We start from the raw sequence: 18,227 nt of genomic DNA, 5'->3' as shown, positions 1-18,227 counted from the left end.
TGCTCCGCAAGGATGAAGTGTTCAGTTCAGGCAATCGGCGTGCTGACGCAGGTTCTGCCGGGCGTAGTAGTTGAAGGCCGCGGCGTGGCGTTTCGGTTTCGACACCCAGTCATGCGCCTCGCGACCCAGCTCGGGAATGATCGGCTTGATCGTCCCGGCGGCCATCGCCAGCAATTGCAGCTTGGCGGCGCGCTCGATCAATTGCGCGATGACACAGGCTTCCTCGATGGTCGTCCCGGTGGACAGCTGTCCGTGGTGGGAAAGCAGGATCGCCCGCTTGTCGCCCAACGCCCCGGCAATCAGTTCGCCTTCTTCGTTACCCACCGGCACACCCGGCCAGCCTTCGAGGAACGCACAATCGTCGTACAGCGGGCACAGGTCCATGTGGGAAATCTGCAGCGGCACTTCCAGCATCGACAGCGCGGCAATGTGCGTTGGGTGAGTGTGAATGATGCAGTTCACGTCCGGCCGGGCGCGGTACACCCAGCTGTGGAAACGGTTGGCCGGGTTGGCCATGCCGTGGCCTTCGAGCACTTCGAGGTCTTCGTTGACCAGCAGCAGATTACTCGCGGTGATTTCATCGAAACCCAGCCCCAGTTGCTGAGTGTAGTAAGTGCCCGGTTGCGGGCCACGGGCGGTGATCTGCCCGGCGAGGCCCGAATCGTGGCCGTTCTCGAAGAGGATCCGGCAGGTCAGGGCCAGCTTTTGCCGGTCTGTCCACGTATTATCCGCCAGGGTTTTTTGCATCTGGGTCAGCGCTTGCTTGACCAGTTCGTCTTTGGGTAGTGCTAATGTCTTCGCCATATCCGTGTCCTGTGGTGGTTGCCATGGATGACACTTAAGAGGCTATATGACACTTTGTGTCATTGGCAAGGACAAATCGTCTTTCCTTTGCTGGATTAATCGCTTCGCATGTCTATCCGTTTGAAATTATTGAGAAAAAAACTTGGCGTAACCCTTGAGGCGCTGGCCGAGAAATCCGGCATGACCAAGAGTTACCTGTCGAAGGTCGAGCGCGGGTTGAACACGCCGTCGATTGCCGCCGCGCTGAAACTGGCCAAGGCGCTGAATGTGAAAGTCGAGGAGCTGTTCTCCGAAGACAACGTCAGCCTCGACAGCTACAGCCTGGTGCGCAGCCACGAACGCCAGTCGCTGGCGGCCAACGACCACAGCCCCGGCTATGCGGTGCTGGCCCATCAGGTCAGCGAGCGCAGCCTGCTGCCGTTCATCATTTATCCGCCGAGCGAATTCACTGACAAGACCTTCAAGGAACATTTGGGCGAGGAGTTTCTGTTCGTCCACGAGGGCCGGGTCGAAGTCGACTTCGTGAACGAACGGGTGCTGCTGGAGCGGGGCGATGCGCTGCACTTCAATGCGCAGAAACCCCATCGCATCCGCTCAGTGGGCGAAGTGCAGGCGCAGTTGCTGGTGGTGGTGCACAGCAGCGAGGAGTGATCAGACCTCGACCGGTACCGACAGCTTCGGATGGCCCAGCGCATGGCTCTTGGAATCAAAGAACCGCAACTCGACGCCCGTGCCCTCGAACACCTTCGCGTAGTGGCGCTTCTGGTGCTGGATGAACGCCGCGCTGCGCGGGTAGATCGAGATCGCCACGGTCTTCGGTGTCGCCAGACGCAGAGCGCGCACGAGGTGGCTGTCCTGTTCGCCGAGGGCATGGCCGAAGATGCACAGGTTGTCGCCGTGTTCGAGTAACTGGTCGTAGCAGAACGACAGGTAATCGGAACTGCGGATGGTCTTGAGCTTGTCGGCGCTCGGCCCTTCGTTGACGAACAGCGGCACGTCGTCCAGCGTCTTGATCGTGTTGTTGATCGCGAAACTACCGAGCAGCGTGCCCTCGGTGGCGGTCAGTTTGCGCGCGGTGCCGTCTTGGTTGCGCACCAGATGCAGACCGCCGTGCAGGTACAGCAGACGCGGTTTTTCAGTGTGGCTTTCGCACAGATCGAAACTGGCGTCGGGGCCGTTGAACAGGTCGTCGATGACCTCGCCCTGATGTTGCAGGGCCCAGTAATTGAGCAGGTCGTAGTTGGTGGTGAACACCGTGCGATAACTTGCCAGCTCGCTGTTCAGGGTTGCCAGGGTCGACGCTTCGATCAGCCGCCACGGGATGTGTACCGCGTGCACGGTGTTGATCAGCGCTTCCTTGATCGCGTAGTAGCGGTTACGCGGCGCGGCCGAGCTGACGGCCAGCGCCTTGTTGACCCGACTGGTGGTTTTCAGCGCGCCGAGCACCTGCTCGAAACTGCGCGTCTGCAGCGCATCGAACACGCTCAGCTCCGACGGGCTCAGGGGCTTTTCTTCCGCTGTGCGGGCGTTTTCGAACAGCGAGTCGTAGCCGAAATCGTCCCACACCGCGCGACTGGCGCCGTTGCCCAGCAACAGACCGCTGAAGTCAGTGGTGGCGCGCAACGCGTTCCAGTCTTCGAGGGTGGCGTCGACATCCAGAAAATCGCTCATTGCAGGGCACGTCTCAAAACAAAGGGGCAGATGGACGGCGACTTTATCACGAGCGGGCATTGAGCCAGATCAACATCCGCCGTGACCGATCGGTCGATCCTTTGCGCACCCGCCGAATTGCAAGCATCGATTTGGCCCCAGCCAGGAGACGCGCCATGAGCAGCACCTTTTTCATTCCCGCGGTAAACATCATGGGCAGCGGCTGCCTCGATGAAGCCATGAATGCGATCCGCAACTACGGTTTTCGCAAGGCGCTGATTGTCACCGATGCCGGGCTGGCCAAGGCCGGCGTGGCGACGATGATCGCCGAGAAACTGGCGATGCAGGACATCGATTCGGTGGTCTTCGACGGCGCCAAACCCAATCCGAGCATCGCCAACGTTGAGTCAGGACTGGCGCTGCTCAAGGAGAGTCGCTGCGATTTCGTGGTGTCCCTCGGCGGCGGTTCGCCCCACGACTGCGCCAAGGGCATCGCCCTGTGCGCGACCAACGGCGGGCAGATCCGTGACTACGAAGGCGTCGATCAATCGACCAAGCCACAACTGCCGCTGATCGCTATCAACACCACCGCCGGCACCGCCAGCGAGATGACCCGGTTCTGCATCATCACCGACGAAACCCGCCACGTGAAAATGGCCATCGTCGACCGTAATGTCACGCCGCTGCTGTCGGTCAACGACCCGGCGCTGATGGTTGCCATGCCGAAAAGCCTGACTGCTGCCACCGGCATGGATGCGCTGACTCACGCGATCGAAGCCTACGTCTCTACCGCCGCCAACCCGATCACCGACGCCTGCGCACTCAAGGCCATGACGCTGATCAGCAACAACCTGCGCCTGGCCGTGCGCGACGGCAGCGACCTGGCGGCGCGGGAAAACATGGCGTATGCGCAGTTCCTCGCCGGCATGGCGTTCAACAATGCCTCCCTCGGTTACGTGCATGCGATGGCGCACCAGTTGGGCGGTTTCTATGACTTGCCCCACGGTGTTTGCAACGCGGTGCTGCTGCCCCATGTGCAGACGTTCAACGCACAGGTCTGTGCCGGTCGTCTGACCGATGTGGCCCACGCCATGGGCGCCGACATTCGTGGCTTCAGTCCGGAAGAGGGCGCCAAAGCCGCGATCGATGCGATTCGTTGCCTGGCCAGGGACGTGGAGATTCCCGGTGGCCTGCGTGATCTCGGCGCCAAATGCACCGACATCCCGGTGCTCGCCGCCAACGCCCTGAAAGACGCCTGCGGCTTCACCAATCCGCGAGTGGCGGATCAGCGGCAGATCGAGGAGATTTTTCGCAGCGCGTTTTAAGCGGGCAGGCGAACGGGCGTAAACCTCGTACAGAGCACCGCGCCAAATGCCAGAACGCAGCACAGCATCGATAGCGGCCACGCCTGCGGACCAGCGAGCAGGCTGGCCATCGCGCCGATCAGTGCAGCCATCAATTGGTGGATGAAACCGCTCAGGGCCATCGCGTAAGCGCCGGCAATCGGCGCTCCATCGTTGGCCCGTGACAGGCTGATGGGATAGTTCAGCGACTGACCGAACACGGCGACGCAGTAAGGAAACCAAAGCAGCCAGGCCATCGAGCTGGCCAACAGGCTGCCAGCCAGCATCACGCCAGTGCCTGCCATCACCAACCCGACCCCCAGTGTCATCAGCCGGTGCTGACCGGTACGCAGCACAAAGCGATTGACCGCCAGCGCCGCCAGAAAATACGCCGCACTGATCGGCCAGCCCAACAGCCCGTATTCGGTCGTCGACCAGTTGAACGGGCCTTGCAGAATCAACGGCGCAGCGCTGTTGAACGCGATGATCACGCCATAACCCAGACCGCCCGCAAGCGCCGGCAGCAGAAACGCCCGATGGATCAGGATCGTTCGATAGACCTCCCAGGGCGAAGCGGTTGTGGGCGCTTCGATGAGTTTCGGGAAACTAAGGCGCGAGACTATCGCGGCCATCAACAGGCTGACCGCGCCCAGCAGATAAAAGATCGCCTGCCAGCCCAGCGTCACCTGAATGAGCGAACCGGCGTATTGCCCGATCCCGAGCGCGACAACGAACGAAATCGAAATCCACGACAACGCCTTCGCCAGCAGATCCCCCCGAAAGCTGTCACGAATCAGCACCCGCGCCATCACCGAAATGCCGCTGGCGCCGATCCCCTGAAGCAGTCGCAGCAACAGGAACGATTCCAGCCTCGCACCCTGCGGCAGTGCCAGATTCGCCAGGCCATAAATTCCCAGCGCCGCGAGCAGCACCGGTTTGCGGCCGATGCGCTGCGCCAGACTGCCCCAGAGCAGCATCGGCAGCGCCATGCCGATCAGGTACAGCGACAACCCCCAGGCCACCTGTGTTGCATCGACGTGCAAGTGCCCGGCGATCTGCGGCAACGCCGGCAGGTAAATGCTCATGCCCAACTGGGCGAGGAACACGGTGGAGCAGGTGATGAGCAGGATAAGTCCGGGGTTCATGAGTCGTCCGTGGGGGCAGAGATGTTCGCTTTCGGTCAGTAAAAAACCAAGCGAATGATACGTCAGGCCATAATCGGCTGTGTCCGGTAGTGCTGTGTGCCTTTTCAATTTTTCCTGTAAGCGTTGCCAGTGTTGAATGCAAGGCAATTGAGTGTCTGCACGGGGCGCAACCCGGCTATCCTGCCGGATCAACGAACCCACGTTATCGAGCTTGCCATGCTGCAAAAAAGCCTGATCCGCCGCCTCGACCTGATCACCCTGCAATTGTTCGTCGCTGTCCACGAGGAAGGCACGTTGACCCGTGCCGCCTCCCGCGAGGCGATTGCCGTGTCGGCGGCGAGCAAGCGTTTGATGGAACTGGAGGAAGCGCTGGGCATCAGCCTGTTCGTGCGCCAGGCCAAGGGCATGACCCTGACCCCGGCCGGCGAAACCCTGTTGCACCACGCTCGGCAGATGTTGTTCAACGTCGAGAAAATGGGCCTCGAACTGGGCGAGCACAGCCACGGTGTGCGCGGCTATGTGCGGATGCTGGCGAACCTGTCGGCGATCATTCAGTTTCTCCCCGAAGACCTGCGCGATTTCACTGCGCAACAGCCGCAGGTCAAGACCGATCTGGAAGAGCGGCCCAGCGCCGGCGTGGTTCAGGGCGTGCTCGATGGCGTGGCGGATCTGGGTATCTGTTCCAGCGACAGCGACATCAAAGGCCTGCACAGCGTGCGCTATCGCCGGGACAAACTGGTGGTGGTGATGCTGCCCGAGCATCCGTTGGCGGTGCGCGAATCCGTCGCGTTCAGTGAAACCCTCGACAGCGATTACGTCGGTCTGCACGCCGCCAGTTCGATCAATATGCGCACCCACGCTGCCGCGCGGCAGGCCGGCAAGGTGTTGCGCATCCGCATTCATGTGCCGGGCTTCGATGCCGTGTGCCGGATGGTGCAGGCCAACATGGGCATCGGCATCCTGCCGCAGCGGGCTTATGAGTTGTTCGGCCGGGCGCTGGGGTTGCAGGCGGTGCCGCTGACCGATGGCTGGTCGGATCGTGACTTGCTCGTGGTGGTGCGTGACCAGGCCGGGCTGTCGCCGGTGAGCCGGATCCTGTTCGAGCATTTGCGCGCAGCCAGTTGAGCGTTCGCGTTTGGCGAACGGCCGTTGCCGAGTGACGGCTGGATCGCAGCCATGACGTTCCTCTAGCCTTGGCCGCAATTCCAAGAACAAGAGGTACCCCGCGATGACTGCCCCTTTGAGTGCGATCAAAGTGATCGAAATCGGCACCCTGATCGCTGCGCCGTTTGCCGCGCGCATGCTTGCCGAATTCGGCGCCGAAGTGATCAAGATCGAAGCCATGGGTCAGGGCGACCCGCTGCGCAAATGGCGCAAGCTGCACGAAGGAACGTCGCTGTGGTGGTACCTGCAATCGCGCAACAAGAAATCCTTGGCGCTCAATCTGAAATCCGCCGAAGGCATCGAGCTGGTCAAGCAACTGGCGCGCGATGCCGACGTGATCATCGAAAACCTGCGCCCCGGCGCCCTGGAAAAACTCGGCCTGGGCTGGGACGTGCTGCACGCCCTGAACCCCAACCTGACCCTGGTGCGCATTTCCGGCTACGGCCAGACCGGCCCTTACCGTGACCGCCCCGGCTTCGGTGCGATCGGCGAGGCCATGGGCGGCATTCGCTACACCACCGGCACCCCCGGTTCGCCCCCGGCGCGGGTCGGCGTCAGCCTCGGCGATTCGCTGGCTTCACTGCACGCGGTGATCGGTGCACTGATGTCGCTGCTGCGGGTCAAGACCGGGCAGGGCGGCGGGCAGGTTGTCGATGTGTCGCTGGCCGAAAGCGTGTTCAACGTCATGGAAAGCCTGGTGCCGGAATACGACATGCTCGGCCATGTCCGCGAACGCAGTGGCGGCGCGTTGCCGGGCATCGCACCTTCCAATACTTACCTCACGGCTGACGGCGCCTACGTTGTGATCGCCGGCAACAGCGACCCGATCTACAAGCGCCTGATGCAGGTCATCGGTCGGGATGATCTGGCCGAAGCCGAAGAATTCGCCCACAACGACGGTCGTGCCGCAAAGAGCGGTCTGCTCGACGCTGCCATCACCCACTGGACGAGCAGCCTGCCGATCAATGACGTACTGGCGGCGCTGGAAGCCGCCGAAGTGCCGGCCGGCCGCATCTACTCGGTGGCCGACATCGTTGCCGATCCGCACTATCAGGCCCGGGACATGTTGCTTGACGCCGCGTTGCCCGGCGGGGCGACCGTGAAGATGCCGGGCATCGTGCCCAAACTCTCGGAAACCCCCGGTGGTGTGAACTGGTCGGGCCCCGGCCTCGGTCAGCACACCGATGGCATCCTCGCCGGTCTCGGCCTGACCGCTTCTGACATCGAACGCCTGAAAAACCAGGGGGTGGTGCAATGATCAGCGATTACTCGCAGACCCTGATCGTCCAGGAAGTCTCGCCCCGGGACGGCTTGCAGATCGAGCCGACCTGGGTCGAGACCCAAGACAAGATCGCCCTGATCGATCAACTGTCCCGGGCAGGATTCAGCCGCATCGAAGCCGGCTCGTTTGTCTCGCCGAAAGCGATCCCGGCCCTGCGCGATGGCGAGCAGGTGTTCAAGGGCATCCAGCGTCAGCCGGGGGTGATTTACGTCGCGCTGATTCCCAACCTCAAGGGTGCGCAACGGGCACTGGAGGCTGGCGCCGATGAACTGAACCTGGTGATGTCCGCCAGCCAGACTCACAACCTGGCGAACATGCGCATGCGGTGCGAAGCCTCGCTGGCGGCGTTTGGCGAGATCGTGAGCTTCGCCAGCGGCTCGGGCGTGCGGCTCAACGGCAGTATCGCGACGACGTTTGGTTGTCCGTTTGAGGGCAGGATCGACGAAGATCGCGTGCTGCAAATCGTCGAGGCCTATCAACAGCTCGGCATTCAGGGCATCTCCCTGGCCGACACCACCGGCATGGCCAACCCGCGACAGGTCGACCGACTGGTGCGGCGGTTGTTGCAGCGGGTTTCGGCGGCGGATCTGACTCTGCACTTTCACAACACCCGAGGCCTGGGATTGTGCAACGTGCTGGCGGCTTACGAAGCGGGCGCCCGGCGTTTCGACGCGGCGCTGGGCGGGCTCGGCGGTTGCCCGTTTGCGCCCGGTGCCTCGGGCAACATCTGCACCGAAGACCTGGTCAACCTCTGCGATGAAGTCGGCATTCACACCGGCATCGATCTGCCGGTGCTGCTGAAACTGTCCCGTGGCTTGCCCGCGCTGCTGGGCCACGAAGTGCCGGGGCAACTGGCCAAGGCCGGACGCAATTGCGATCTGCACCCGATCCCCACCTGATGTCACACGCTCACTGACTTACCCCCAACCAGACAACAAAAACAATCGGACGCCCACCGGCAGTCCGCCTGGAGAAAAAACTATGAGCCTCAATGTAATGGAGGCGGGCGCAAGCTCGTCCGTCGATCACGATGCCGAAAAAGCCCTGGTCAGCAAGGTCGCCTGGCGCCTGATGCCGTTGATCATGGTCTGCTACCTGTTCGCCTTCTTCGACCGCATCAACATCAGCTTCGCCAAGTTCCAGTTGCAGGCCGACCTGAGCCTGAGCGACACCGCTTACGGTCTCGGTGCCGGTCTGTTCGTGGTCGGTTACGTGCTGTTCGAAGTACCGAGCAACATGATGCTGTACAAGGTTGGCGCGCGGCGCTGGATCGCCCGGATCATGATGTCCTGGGGCGTGGCGACGGCGTTGATGGTGTTCGTCAACAGCGAATGGCAGTTCTACGTGCTGCGCTTTCTGATCGGCGCGATGGAGGCCGGTTTCGCCCCCGGCGTGCTGTATTACCTGACGCTGTGGTTCCCGCAGCACTTCCGTGGCCGCATCACCTCAATGCTGTTTCTGGCCTCGGCGTTTGCCGGGCTGGTCGGTGCGCCGTTCTCCGGACTGGTGCTGGAACACCTTGATGGCGTGTTGCAGATGCGCGGCTGGCACTGGTTGTTTCTGCTCGGTGGCGTGCCCTGTGTCGGCCTCGGGTTTTTGGTACTGACCTTGCTCAAGGACCGCATCGAGGACGCTCACTGGCTGACCCCGGAAGAGAAAAAACTGCTGGCCAGCCGCATCGCCCATCACGAACCGCACAAGAGCGGCGGCTCGTTGCTGGCGGCGCTGAAGATTCCGGGTTTCCTGACTTTGGGGCTGATCTACTTCCTGATCCAGGTCGCGTCCTACGGCCTGAATTTCTGGGCTCCGCAACTGATCCGCAGTGCCGGCACCGAAAGCCCGGTGATGATCGGCCTGCTGACCTCGATCCCCTACATTTGTGGTGCGATCAGCATGGTGGTGATCGGTCGTCTGTCCGATGCTACCGGTGAGCGGCGCAAGTTTGTCGCGGGGCTGGTGATCGTCGGCGCCATCGGCTTTTTCAGCGCGGGGATTTTTGCCAGCCACACCACGTTTTTGATCGTCGCTCTTGGCTTGTTGGGTGCCGGGATCATTGCGTCGATTCCGAGCTTCTGGACCTTGCCACCGAAACTGCTGGCGGGTGCCGGGGCCGGTGCGGCGGGCGGGATTGCGGTGATCAATACACTGGGGCAGTTCGGCGGCATCGTCAGTCCGGTGATGGTCGGCCGAATCAAGGACCTGACTGGCAGTACCACACCGGCACTGTATGTCATCGGTGTGGCGGCACTGATCGCGGCGGCGTTGCTGCTGTGGGGGCTGCCGCAGAAATTGCGCACACTCGACAAGTACTGAGTTTCCGGGCTGGTCGTTCCGATCACGCGAACGATCAGCCCGCCGGTGCCAAGGACCTGGCGGCCGAGTCACCAAACTGGATCAGCACCACTCCCGCCATCAACAACAGCGCTCCGAACAGGCGCGGCAACGTCAGATGTTTCTCTACCAGCCCGAACAGGCCGAAGTGATCCAGCACGATTGACGTGATCATTTGCCCGGCCAGGGCCAGCGCCAGAAATCCCGAAGCCCCCAGCTTCGGCAGCAACACCACCGCCAATGCGACGAAGCACACTCCGAACGCGCCGCCGGTCCACATCCACAGCGGCAGCTTGCTGGCGAGGGCCAGTGACGGCAACGGCAGGCGCAGGGCGACAATCACCGGCAACAAAACCAGCACGCTCACCACCAGCGAGGTGAACGTCGCCCACAGCGGATGCCCCAACCCCCGCGCCAGGTTGATATTGATCGCACTCTGAAACGGAACCACCGCCCCGGCAAATACTGCCAACAGCAGCAAACCGACCCACTGCATCGTTCCCATGATCGTTCTCCGGCAAGGTTTTGCTGGACTCTAGAGTATTCGTCGCGCAGATTTAAATTCTGTTTTGGTATTCGGAACATGCATCGAATGAATGATTTGCGCCGCATCGACCTCAACCTCCTGGTGATCCTCGACGCCTTGCTCGGCGAACAACACGTGACCCGCGCCGCTGAGCGCCTGCACCTGAGTCAACCGGCGGTCAGCCACGCGTTGGCGCGTCTGCGTGACTTGCTCGGTGATCCGTTGCTGGTGCGTGCAGGTTCGGGGCTGGTGCCCACCGCGCGTGCGCTGGAGCTGGCGGCGCCGCTGGCTGAAACCCTGGCCCAAGTACAATCGCTGCTGGCGCCGAACACCTTTGATCCGGCCAGCGCCCGTCGGACCTTTCGTCTCGCGATGTCGGACTACGGCGCGGCGCTCATCCTGCCCGGGCTGATTCGCACGTTGCGCGCAGAAGCACCGGGCATCGACCTGCAAATCAGCCACGCCAGCCGCGAAGGCATGGTCGAAGGCCTGCTCAACGGCGACATCGACCTTGCTGCCGGCGTGCTCCCCGAATTGCCCGGCGAACTGCGCAGCACGCCGTTGTTCGAAGAGCGCTACGTCTGCCTCCTGGATCGTCAGAGCCTTCCCGCCGGAGGTGTTCTCGACTTGCCAACCTATCTCTCCCGTCCCCATGTCTTGCTGGAAATGCGCGGCAGCGGCACCCCGGAAATCGAACGCACCCTGACCGCCCTGCGTGAACGCCGCCGCGTCGCCATCAGCCTGCCGCACTGGAGCGTTGCGCCGCGGTTCATCAGCGGCACGGATCTGATCCTGACCGTGGCTTCGCGGGCGTTGAATGAGGTGGATGACGAATCGCTGATCGTCATGCCGCCGCCGTTTGAAATTGCACCGTTCACGTTTGTCTCGGCGTGGCACAAGCGGCGGGGCGGGGACCAGGCGTTGAACTGGTTGAATCGGCGGATTGAGCAGGGGATAGTGCGCGGCTGAAAAACATCAAGGAGCGGGGCGTGACGGTGAAGTCTGGGGGCGTGTCATGGTGCTGACACCCCTTCGCTACGACGGAAAATCTTACGTCCTGCCTAAAGGTTTCAAAGCCATCGAGTGATACAGAGCCAACGCGACTTAATTCAAGGAAGAACAATGTTTACCCCAACCCGACTTCTTATCGTCCTCGGCTTCCTGGCCGTAACCACTCAGGCCCACGCCGCCTGTGAGATCAAGAAATTCGACGGTCACTCCCTGTCACGCTGCAAAGTGTGGCCGGCCTTCCCGGACAAGGCGATCTCGGCAAAATCTACCTTCGTGTCCGACTCCGAAGGTGATCACGACGGCGTTTTCGATCTTGAGTTGTCGCTCCTCAACGCCGCGAATGCCAAGCCTTTGGCGAGTTACGTCAAGCCTGGAGCCTATAACTCCGACGCGATCCGCTTCGATGACTTGAAGATCGATACCGCGCGATACCGCCTGGCGTCGGACGTTCGTGCCTTTGGCCTGCGTTCGGATTTCGCCGACCGTCTCTCAAGAGCCAACCCCTACGCGAAAACCGATTTGGCGCTGTATGTGCGCGAAGGCAGCAAGTTGCGACCGGTGCTGGAAGGTCTGGTCATTCGGAAAGAATTTGGCGAGGGTAGCGGGGAGTGCGAAACCAAGGACACGAAAATCCTCAGGACAGTGGAAATCGGCTCGTCCAGCCATAACGGGTTCGCTGATCTGATCGTCTCCTCAAGTGGTGTGGTGTACACCTCGACCCAGTCAGGCAAAGAGTGCGTTTCCAAAACCACCGACCTGACCAAAACCCAAATCACCCTGACCTACGACGGCAAGCAATACCTCATCCCCGAAGACCTCCGAGGTTACTGACCCGATGCTCACCGGCCTCAACCACCTGACCCTCGCCGTCACTGACCTGGACCGCAGCCTCTCGTTCTACCGTGACTTGCTGAAGCTGCGGGTCGAGGCCACTTGGGACGCCGGTGCCTATCTGTCGCTCCCGGGCCTGTGGTTGTGCCTGTCCCTCGATCCGAAGCGCCATCCCGAGCCCGCCGCCGACTACACCCACTACGCCTTCAGCATTGGCGCGGCGGATTTCCCGCTGTTCGTGCAACTGCTTCGCGCCGCCAACGTGCAGGAATGGCGCGACAACCTTAGCGAAGGCGCGTCGTTCTACTTCCTCGACCCGGACGGTCACAAGCTCGAAGCCCACGTCGGCGATCTGGCCTCGCGACTGGCCGCGTGTCGGCAAAAGCCCTACGCGGGCATGGGTTTTTTCAACGAGCCGTGATCATCCGTTAATCGCTGATATAGACTGGCGGCCACGTTTTCCGGGACTTGCAGGTTTTCCATGACTCCATCGTTGCTAATGGCCGTGCTGGCTTCGGGTTTCATTTACGGCATCACGCCGGGGCCGGGTGTGCTGGCGGTGTTCGGCATTGGCGCTGCACATGGGCGGCGGGCCGGCGCGGGATTCCTGTGTGGGCATTTGCTGGGCGATGTGATCTGGTGCAGCACCGCGCTGATCGCGATTGTCGGCGCCCGGAAAATCGGCAGTACCGCGTTCGATGTGCTCGGTGTGCTCAGCGGCCTGTACCTGTTCTGGCTCGGCTGGCGTGCAGTGCGGGCCAAACGCAGTAACGGCGAGCAGCCCCAGGGCGCGGCGCGTCAGCCGTTCTGGCACGGCATCCTGTTCGGCCTGACCAACCCCAAGGCCTACCCGGTGGCGGTGGCGACCTTTACTGCGTTGCTGTCGAGCCGCGCCGAACTGCTCAACTGGTCGATGTTGCCGATGCTGATCGCCTTGAGTTTCCTCGGCGGATTGCTCGCCTACGCTATCCTCATTGGCATCGTCGGGGCGCGCCAGGTGCGTACGTTGTACCAGCGCCATGAACTGGCGATCACCCGGTTGTGCGGGATCATGTTCATCGGTTTTGCCATCAACGCGCTGGTGCATGCGCTGCCGGGGCTGATACCGAACAAGGCTTGAAAACATTCGCTGGGATGCGAGGTCGAGGTCATGGATGGTTGAACAGTGCTGCATTGCCCGGACACCCACGCTGAACCATGGAAAGCCGAAATTCCGCGCCGTTGGCGAGTTACATCGATCTGCTGCTGGATGCCGTTTGCGCGGTCGACAAGCAAGGTCGCTTCGTTTTTGTCAGTGCGGCCTGCGAGCGGATTCTCGGCTACACGCCTGACGAACTGATCGGCCAGTCGATGATCGACTACGTCTACCCGGCCGACCGTGAGCGCACCCTGGCCGCCGCGAGCGACATCATGGGCGGCGAGCCCAAGCACAATTTCGAAAACCGCTACGTGCGCAAGGACGGCAGCGTCGTGCACATCCTGTGGTCGGCGCGCTGGTCGGAAGTCGATCAACTGCGCATCGCCGTGGCCCGGGACATCACCGAACGCAAACTCGCAGAATCCCGTCAGGCGGCGTTGTACGCGATCTCCGAAGCGGCGCACGCGGCGGAGGATCTGCTGGCGCTGTTCAAGCGCATCCACCTGATCATCGGCGAGTGGCTGCCGGCGCTGAACTTCTCCGTGGCGCTGTACGACGAACATTGCGCGCAGCTGAATTTTCCCTATCACGTCGACGATGACGAGTTGCAACCGGAACAACCCGGCACCGTCACCGGGCGCCTGTGTGCGGAAGTGATCCGCAGCCGCCAGCCAATCCTCCTGACCCCGGATTGCCCTCACGCGCCGCCGGAGTTCGCCGCGCTGGTGGCCGGCCAGCAATCGCCGTGCTGGCTGGGCGTGCCGCTGAGTTCGAAAGACCGCACCATCGGCGCGCTGATCGTCAAAAGCCTGGCCGGCGGCGAGCGTTACACCGAGCGCGACAAGGAACTGCTGCAATACGTCTGCGCCCAGGTCGCCACTGCCATCGAACGCCAGCAACTGCACGCCCGTCTTCGACGCATGGCGCAGTATGACCAACTGACCCAGTTGCCCAACCGCGAACTGCTGCGCGACCGGCTCAAGGCTGCGCTGAACCATGCGCGGGAACGGGCGGGGCACATGGCGCTGCTATACGTAGATCTGGATCGTTTCAAACAGGTCAACGACACCTTTGGCCATGGGGTCGGCGACATGCTGTTGCAGGCGGTGGCCAACCGGCTCAAGGGCTGCGTGCGCGAGACCGACACGGTGGCGCGGATCGGCGGCGACGAGTTCGTGGTGCTGTTGCACAGCGTCCACGCCGCCGCCGATGCCGACAGTGTCGCGGAAAAAATCCGACAGGTACTGGTGCAACCCATGCGCCTGGACGGGCACAACCTGCACATCGAGCCGAGCATCGGCGTGGCCCGTTACCCCGAGCATGGCGATGAGGAACAGCAACTGTTTCGTCACGCCGATCAAGTGATGTACGCCGCCAAACGGCAGAATCATAAAAGGCTGGACAGCTGATCGGCGGGTCACCGTTCGTCGCGGCGACGGCAACTTTTCTAAACCTTTGTCAGTCAGGAAATTCTCAATCTAGGCGGGCACCTGCTCGCTTACGATCAATGCCAAGAGGTAGAGAATCATGCCTAACTCAAGAAACTCGAACTCGGGAAACTTCGCCAACGATCGAACGAAGGCGTCTGAAGCCGGTCGCAAAGGTGGGAAAACCACCACCACGACGGTCGACAAAGAGCCTAAAACCGACATGGGCCGCAAGCCTGCTCAGAAATCGAAGTAGTCGGCGAAGGTTGTTTTGATTGAGAGGCGGGGGCGCAAGCTCCCGCTTGAATCTGCACAGAAGGAGGGCGCGACCATGAGCCGGATGGCCACCCGAGTACGCCACATCAGTTTTGTCAGCCTGTTGGGGTTGTTCGCCAGCAGCGCGTTTGCCCAGTCGCCCGCCGACTTCATCAACGAAGCCTCGGCCAAAGGCATGGCCGACATCGAGGCCAGTCGTCTGGCGCACAGCAAGGCCGAGTCCAAAGAAGTCAAGGACTACACCATCCAGGTCATCAACGACCGCACCACCGCCAATCAGCATCTGGCGAAAATCGCCAAGAAACTGGACCTGCCGGTTGCACCCCGCGAAGAAGTCGCCGACAAGGCCAAGACTTTGATGCCGGAGGTCAAAGAGGGCGCCAGCTTCGATCAGGCCTACGCCGCCAGCCAGGTCAAAGCCACGGAAGAGGCCATTCAGCAGATCCAGCAGGAGGCTCAGACCACCGACGTGCCGGAGATCAAGGCGTTTGCCGACGAGACACTGCCAAAACTGCAGAGTCATCTGGAAATGGCCCGAGCCCTTCAGGCCAGTCGCTGAATCGGCAGCAATGAAAACGGCGCTTTTTTAGCGCCGTTTTTTTTGCCTGTCAGCATTCATTCAGATCCTGCTTCGGCTTGCTCTTGTCCCCCAGACCTTCCAGGTCAAACACCTCGTTCTCGCCCATCGCCCGGTAATGCCGACGCAACGCTTCCAGCTGCTTGAGATCCAGCGACTCCAGCCCGAGCATCGCGTTCTGCGCCTCCTTGTTCACCCGCAGCAGTTCATCGAGTTTCAAATGCAGGATGTCGGTGTCGCGGTTCTGGGTGTTCTGGATCAGGAACACCATCAGGAACGTGATGATCGTGGTCGAGGTGTTGATGATCAGTTGCCAGGTGTCGTTGTAATCGAAAATCGGCCCGCTCAACCCCCAGAGCCCGATCAGAATCAACGCCCCCATGAACGTCTTGGGGCTGCCGGCCCAGAGGGCGAGCGTCTGGGAGATCTTTGCGAATTTCATGGCTGTGTTCCTTGTGGGGGCGCTTGAAATTCAGACATCGGAGGGGGGCGGAAAATTCTACTTACAGAGACTTGCTGTCTTTGAAACTTGATTGTTCCAGGTCACGGTTTTGAACGCTTTTGGAAGTGGGAACTTTCTTTGTGTGGGTTTGCGTCTAGGATCAAATGGCAGTCAATTTGCCAGCATGCGAGTGCACGGATAGAAACCCAGTCAGAGGCCGCTCATGGAATTCTTCGAAAAGTTAACCAGTCTTGCCGCCAAAGTCCGGTTGCAGAGCGCTGCAATCCAGACAGAAGAGGCGACAAAAAACGCGTTTGTCATGCCCTTCATCAGTACTGTTCTGGGTTACGACGTATTCGACCCGACAGAGGTGACGCCGGAATTTGTTTGCGATATCGGCACGAAGAAGGGCGAAAAAATCGATTACGCCATCATGAAAGAGGGCGAAGTGCAGATCCTCATCGAGTGCAAGAAAATCGGCGAGCCACTGCACATCAATCACGCCTCGCAGCTGTTCCGTTATTTCCACGTAACCAGCGCTCGAATCTCCATCCTCACCAACGGCCAGGTCTACAAGTTCTTCACTGACCTGGATGCGCCGAACAAGATGGATGAAAAACCCTTCCTTGAACTGGACCTTCTGGACATTGATGAATATTCGGTGCCAGAACTTATCAAGCTCACCAAGTCTGCGTTCGACGTTGATTCGATCATCAACGCGGCGGGTGAGCTGAAGTACGTAAGCCAGATCAAAAAAGTTATCGCCTCGCAAGTCAGCAAGCCGGATGACGATTTCGTCAAAGTGTTTGCTTCGCGAGTCTACGACGGAGTCATTACGCAGAAGGTGCGGGATCAGTTTCACGAACTGACGAGAAAAGCGGTCGTTCAATTTCTCAATGACCAGATCAATGACCGCCTCAAGTCGGCCATGAGTGGTGCGATCCAGCCGGCGCTAGCGTCTATTCCGGCCGCGTCTGGAGGGACGGATCCGGTAGATCCCCGTGACGAATCCGACGATAAGGTTTTGACCACTCTGGAGGAACTGGAGGGGTATCACATTGTTCGTGCATTGGTTCGATCCGTGGTCGATGCCAAACGAATCGTTCAGCGCGATACACAGAGCTACTTTGGCATCCTGCTGGACGATAACAACCGAAAGCCGATTTGCCGCCTGCATTTCAACCGTTCGCAGAAGTACATTGGCATTTTCGACAAGGAGAAAAACGAAACTCGCCATCCCATTAATTCCGTGGATGATATCTACGAGTATTCAGATCAGTTGAAAAAGACCGTGGGCTATTACGACTAGTGTGAGACTTTCCAAAAAACCGGCCATCGGCCGGTTTTTTTATGCAAGCAAAGTCCACGAAAAAAGACGCTCGCCGCCGTCACGTCTTAAGTCGGATAGGGAATGCACAGGGAGTCGATGTATCGTAGGGAACCACTGCAAAAGTCCTTACAGGAGAACGCAATGACCTGGTCCGCCAAGCAATACGTCACTTTCGAAGATGAACGCACCCGCCCGGCCCGCGACTTGCTGGCGGCAATTCCCACGCCCGAGGCGCGTTCCGTGGTTGATATCGGGTGTGGCCCCGGCAACTCGACCGAGTTGTTGGTGGAGCGTTTTCCGGGGGCGAAAGTGCAGGGGCTCGACAGTTCGCCGGACATGATCGACGCCGCGCGCCAGCGTCTGCCGCAGTTGCAGTTCGCGGTGGCGGACATCGATAAGTGGGCGGATGAAGGGCCGTTCGATGTGATCTTCGCCAACGCCGTTTTGCAGTGGGTGCCGGAACACGCGACGTTGTTGCCGGCGCTGGTGGGCAAGTTGGCGCAGGGCGGCAGCCTGGCGATCCAGATGCCGGACAACCTCAACGAGCCGTCCCATCGGTTGATGCGTGAAGTGGCGGCCAACGGGCCGTGGGCCAGCAAACTGGCGGGCGCGGCGGGGCAGCGGACCGAGATGGCGGATGCCGGTGCCTATTTCTCGATGCTGCGGCCGCATTGCGCGCGGGTCGATGTGTGGCGCACCACCTATCACCATCAGTTGGCGGGCGGGGCTTCAGGCGTTGTCGAGTGGTTCAAGGGCAGCGGTTTGATTCCGTTCCTCAGTCCGCTGACGGATGCGGAGCGGGCGGAGTATCTGGCGCACTATCTGGCGGAGGTTGCCAAGGCTTATCCGGCGCTGGCGGACGGTTCGGTGTTGTTGCCGTTTCCGCGGTTGTTCATCGTTGCCACACGTTGAAATGAAAAAGGGCCGATTGGATCGGCCCTTTCTTTTTT

General features: G+C 60.9%; 20 protein-coding genes. 15 read left to right on the top strand and 5 right to left on the bottom strand.

Translation table 11 applies throughout. From position 1 onward, the window contains the following. Window positions 1-21: 21 nt before the first annotated feature. On the bottom strand, window positions 22-804 hold the full coding sequence (locus tag ACTJK7_RS09185) for an aldolase (protein WP_064594034.1): 783 nt from the start codon (window positions 802-804) through the stop codon (window positions 22-24). A 108-nt stretch (window positions 805-912) separates the two neighbouring features. Between ACTJK7_RS09185 and ACTJK7_RS09180 the strand changes: the two genes are divergently transcribed. Continuing rightward, window positions 913-1,455: a helix-turn-helix domain-containing protein gene (locus ACTJK7_RS09180; protein ID WP_085747256.1), complete on the top strand. Its 543-nt coding sequence runs from the start codon at window positions 913-915 to the stop codon at window positions 1,453-1,455. Here the strand turns inward: ACTJK7_RS09180 and ACTJK7_RS09175 are convergent, their stop codons facing one another. Beyond that, window positions 1,456-2,475, bottom strand: coding sequence for a DUF4917 family protein (locus tag ACTJK7_RS09175; RefSeq protein WP_108559975.1), 1,020 nt, complete (start codon window positions 2,473-2,475; stop codon window positions 1,456-1,458). A 155-nt stretch (window positions 2,476-2,630) separates the two neighbouring features. Here ACTJK7_RS09175 and yiaY point away from each other — a divergent pair, with 155 nt between their 5' ends. Further along, window positions 2,631-3,779, top strand: a complete 1,149-nt coding sequence (gene yiaY, locus ACTJK7_RS09170; RefSeq protein WP_236196753.1) for an L-threonine dehydrogenase — start codon at window positions 2,631-2,633, stop codon at window positions 3,777-3,779. On the opposite strand, the gene ACTJK7_RS09165 is transcribed toward yiaY, so the two are convergent. Next, window positions 3,776-4,942, bottom strand: a complete 1,167-nt coding sequence (locus ACTJK7_RS09165) for an MFS transporter (RefSeq protein WP_440780640.1) — start codon at window positions 4,940-4,942, stop codon at window positions 3,776-3,778. The two genes, yiaY and ACTJK7_RS09165, sit on opposite strands and share 4 nt — an antisense overlap. 216 nt (window positions 4,943-5,158) lie before the next feature. On the opposite strand from ACTJK7_RS09165, the gene ACTJK7_RS09160 reads away from it, so the two are divergent. The 4 genes from ACTJK7_RS09160 to ACTJK7_RS09145 all read left to right on the top strand — a co-directional run bounded on the left by ACTJK7_RS09160 (window position 5,159) and on the right by ACTJK7_RS09145 (window position 9,701). Beyond that, complete coding sequence (locus ACTJK7_RS09160; protein WP_064383023.1) at window positions 5,159-6,067, top strand: LysR family transcriptional regulator; 909 nt, start codon at window positions 5,159-5,161, stop codon at window positions 6,065-6,067. Window positions 6,068-6,170: 103 nt separating this feature from the next. After that, a complete protein-coding gene (locus ACTJK7_RS09155; protein ID WP_108559981.1) occupies window positions 6,171-7,364 on the top strand; it encodes a CaiB/BaiF CoA transferase family protein in 1,194 nt (397 codons plus the stop codon). Beyond that, window positions 7,361-8,287 (top strand): hydroxymethylglutaryl-CoA lyase, encoded by a 927-nt coding sequence (locus ACTJK7_RS09150; protein WP_108559983.1) that lies wholly within the window; start codon window positions 7,361-7,363, stop codon window positions 8,285-8,287. Before ACTJK7_RS09155 ends, ACTJK7_RS09150 begins: the two co-directional genes overlap by 4 nt. An 82-nt stretch (window positions 8,288-8,369) precedes the next feature. Then, window positions 8,370-9,701 carry an MFS transporter gene (locus tag ACTJK7_RS09145; protein WP_011332861.1) on the top strand — a complete coding sequence of 444 codons (1,332 nt, stop codon included), beginning with the start codon at window positions 8,370-8,372 and terminating at the stop codon, window positions 9,699-9,701. 34 nt (window positions 9,702-9,735) lie between these two features. Here ACTJK7_RS09145 and ACTJK7_RS09140 read toward each other — a convergent pair whose 3' ends face one another. Continuing rightward, window positions 9,736-10,224, bottom strand: a complete 489-nt coding sequence (locus ACTJK7_RS09140; RefSeq protein WP_085655539.1) for a DMT family transporter — start codon at window positions 10,222-10,224, stop codon at window positions 9,736-9,738. Between the two features lie 78 nt (window positions 10,225-10,302). On the opposite strand from ACTJK7_RS09140, the gene ACTJK7_RS09135 reads away from it, so the two are divergent. The 7 genes from ACTJK7_RS09135 to ACTJK7_RS09105 all read left to right on the top strand — a co-directional run bounded on the left by ACTJK7_RS09135 (window position 10,303) and on the right by ACTJK7_RS09105 (window position 15,487). Continuing rightward, on the top strand, window positions 10,303-11,214 hold the full coding sequence (locus tag ACTJK7_RS09135; protein ID WP_440780639.1) for a LysR family transcriptional regulator: 912 nt from the start codon (window positions 10,303-10,305) through the stop codon (window positions 11,212-11,214). Between the two features lie 153 nt (window positions 11,215-11,367). After that, a complete protein-coding gene (locus tag ACTJK7_RS09130; RefSeq protein WP_085655536.1) occupies window positions 11,368-12,087 on the top strand; it encodes a hypothetical protein in 720 nt (239 codons plus the stop codon). 4 nt (window positions 12,088-12,091) lie between these two features. Continuing rightward, window positions 12,092-12,508 carry a fosfomycin resistance glutathione transferase gene (fos, locus tag ACTJK7_RS09125; protein ID WP_064383036.1) on the top strand — a complete coding sequence of 139 codons (417 nt, stop codon included), beginning with the start codon at window positions 12,092-12,094 and terminating at the stop codon, window positions 12,506-12,508. 60 nt (window positions 12,509-12,568) lie between these two features. Further along, window positions 12,569-13,207, top strand: coding sequence for a LysE family translocator (locus tag ACTJK7_RS09120; protein WP_323150916.1), 639 nt, complete (start codon window positions 12,569-12,571; stop codon window positions 13,205-13,207). A gap of 77 nt (window positions 13,208-13,284) precedes the next feature. After that, window positions 13,285-14,634 (top strand): sensor domain-containing protein, encoded by a 1,350-nt coding sequence (locus tag ACTJK7_RS09115; protein ID WP_108559991.1) that lies wholly within the window; start codon window positions 13,285-13,287, stop codon window positions 14,632-14,634. Window positions 14,635-14,752: 118 nt separating this feature from the next. Beyond that, entirely contained in the window at window positions 14,753-14,908 is a 156-nt protein-coding gene (locus ACTJK7_RS09110) for a KGG domain-containing protein (RefSeq protein WP_077045875.1), read from the top strand. A gap of 75 nt (window positions 14,909-14,983) precedes the next feature. Further along, window positions 14,984-15,487, top strand: coding sequence for a DUF4142 domain-containing protein (locus ACTJK7_RS09105; protein WP_064383040.1), 504 nt, complete (start codon window positions 14,984-14,986; stop codon window positions 15,485-15,487). A 49-nt stretch (window positions 15,488-15,536) separates the two neighbouring features. Here the strand turns inward: ACTJK7_RS09105 and ACTJK7_RS09100 are convergent, their stop codons facing one another. After that, window positions 15,537-15,947, bottom strand: a complete 411-nt coding sequence (locus ACTJK7_RS09100) for a low affinity iron permease family protein (RefSeq protein ID WP_011332870.1) — start codon at window positions 15,945-15,947, stop codon at window positions 15,537-15,539. 223 nt (window positions 15,948-16,170) lie between these two features. Between ACTJK7_RS09100 and ACTJK7_RS09095 the strand changes: the two genes are divergently transcribed. Beyond that, a complete protein-coding gene (locus ACTJK7_RS09095; protein WP_064383042.1) occupies window positions 16,171-17,256 on the top strand; it encodes a type I restriction endonuclease in 1,086 nt (361 codons plus the stop codon). Between the two features lie 162 nt (window positions 17,257-17,418). Then, window positions 17,419-18,189 carry a trans-aconitate 2-methyltransferase gene (gene tam / locus ACTJK7_RS09090; protein ID WP_108559992.1) on the top strand — a complete coding sequence of 257 codons (771 nt, stop codon included), beginning with the start codon at window positions 17,419-17,421 and terminating at the stop codon, window positions 18,187-18,189. The last annotated feature ends 38 nt before the right edge of the window (window positions 18,190-18,227 follow it).

Source organism: Pseudomonas sp. 22085 (assembly GCF_052045815.1).
In the GTDB taxonomy this organism is placed as follows: Bacteria; Pseudomonadota; Gammaproteobacteria; order Pseudomonadales; family Pseudomonadaceae; genus Aquipseudomonas; species Aquipseudomonas glycinae.
The sequence above is the reverse complement of the archived record's forward strand: the minus strand, read 5'-3'. Positions and strand labels throughout refer to the sequence as shown.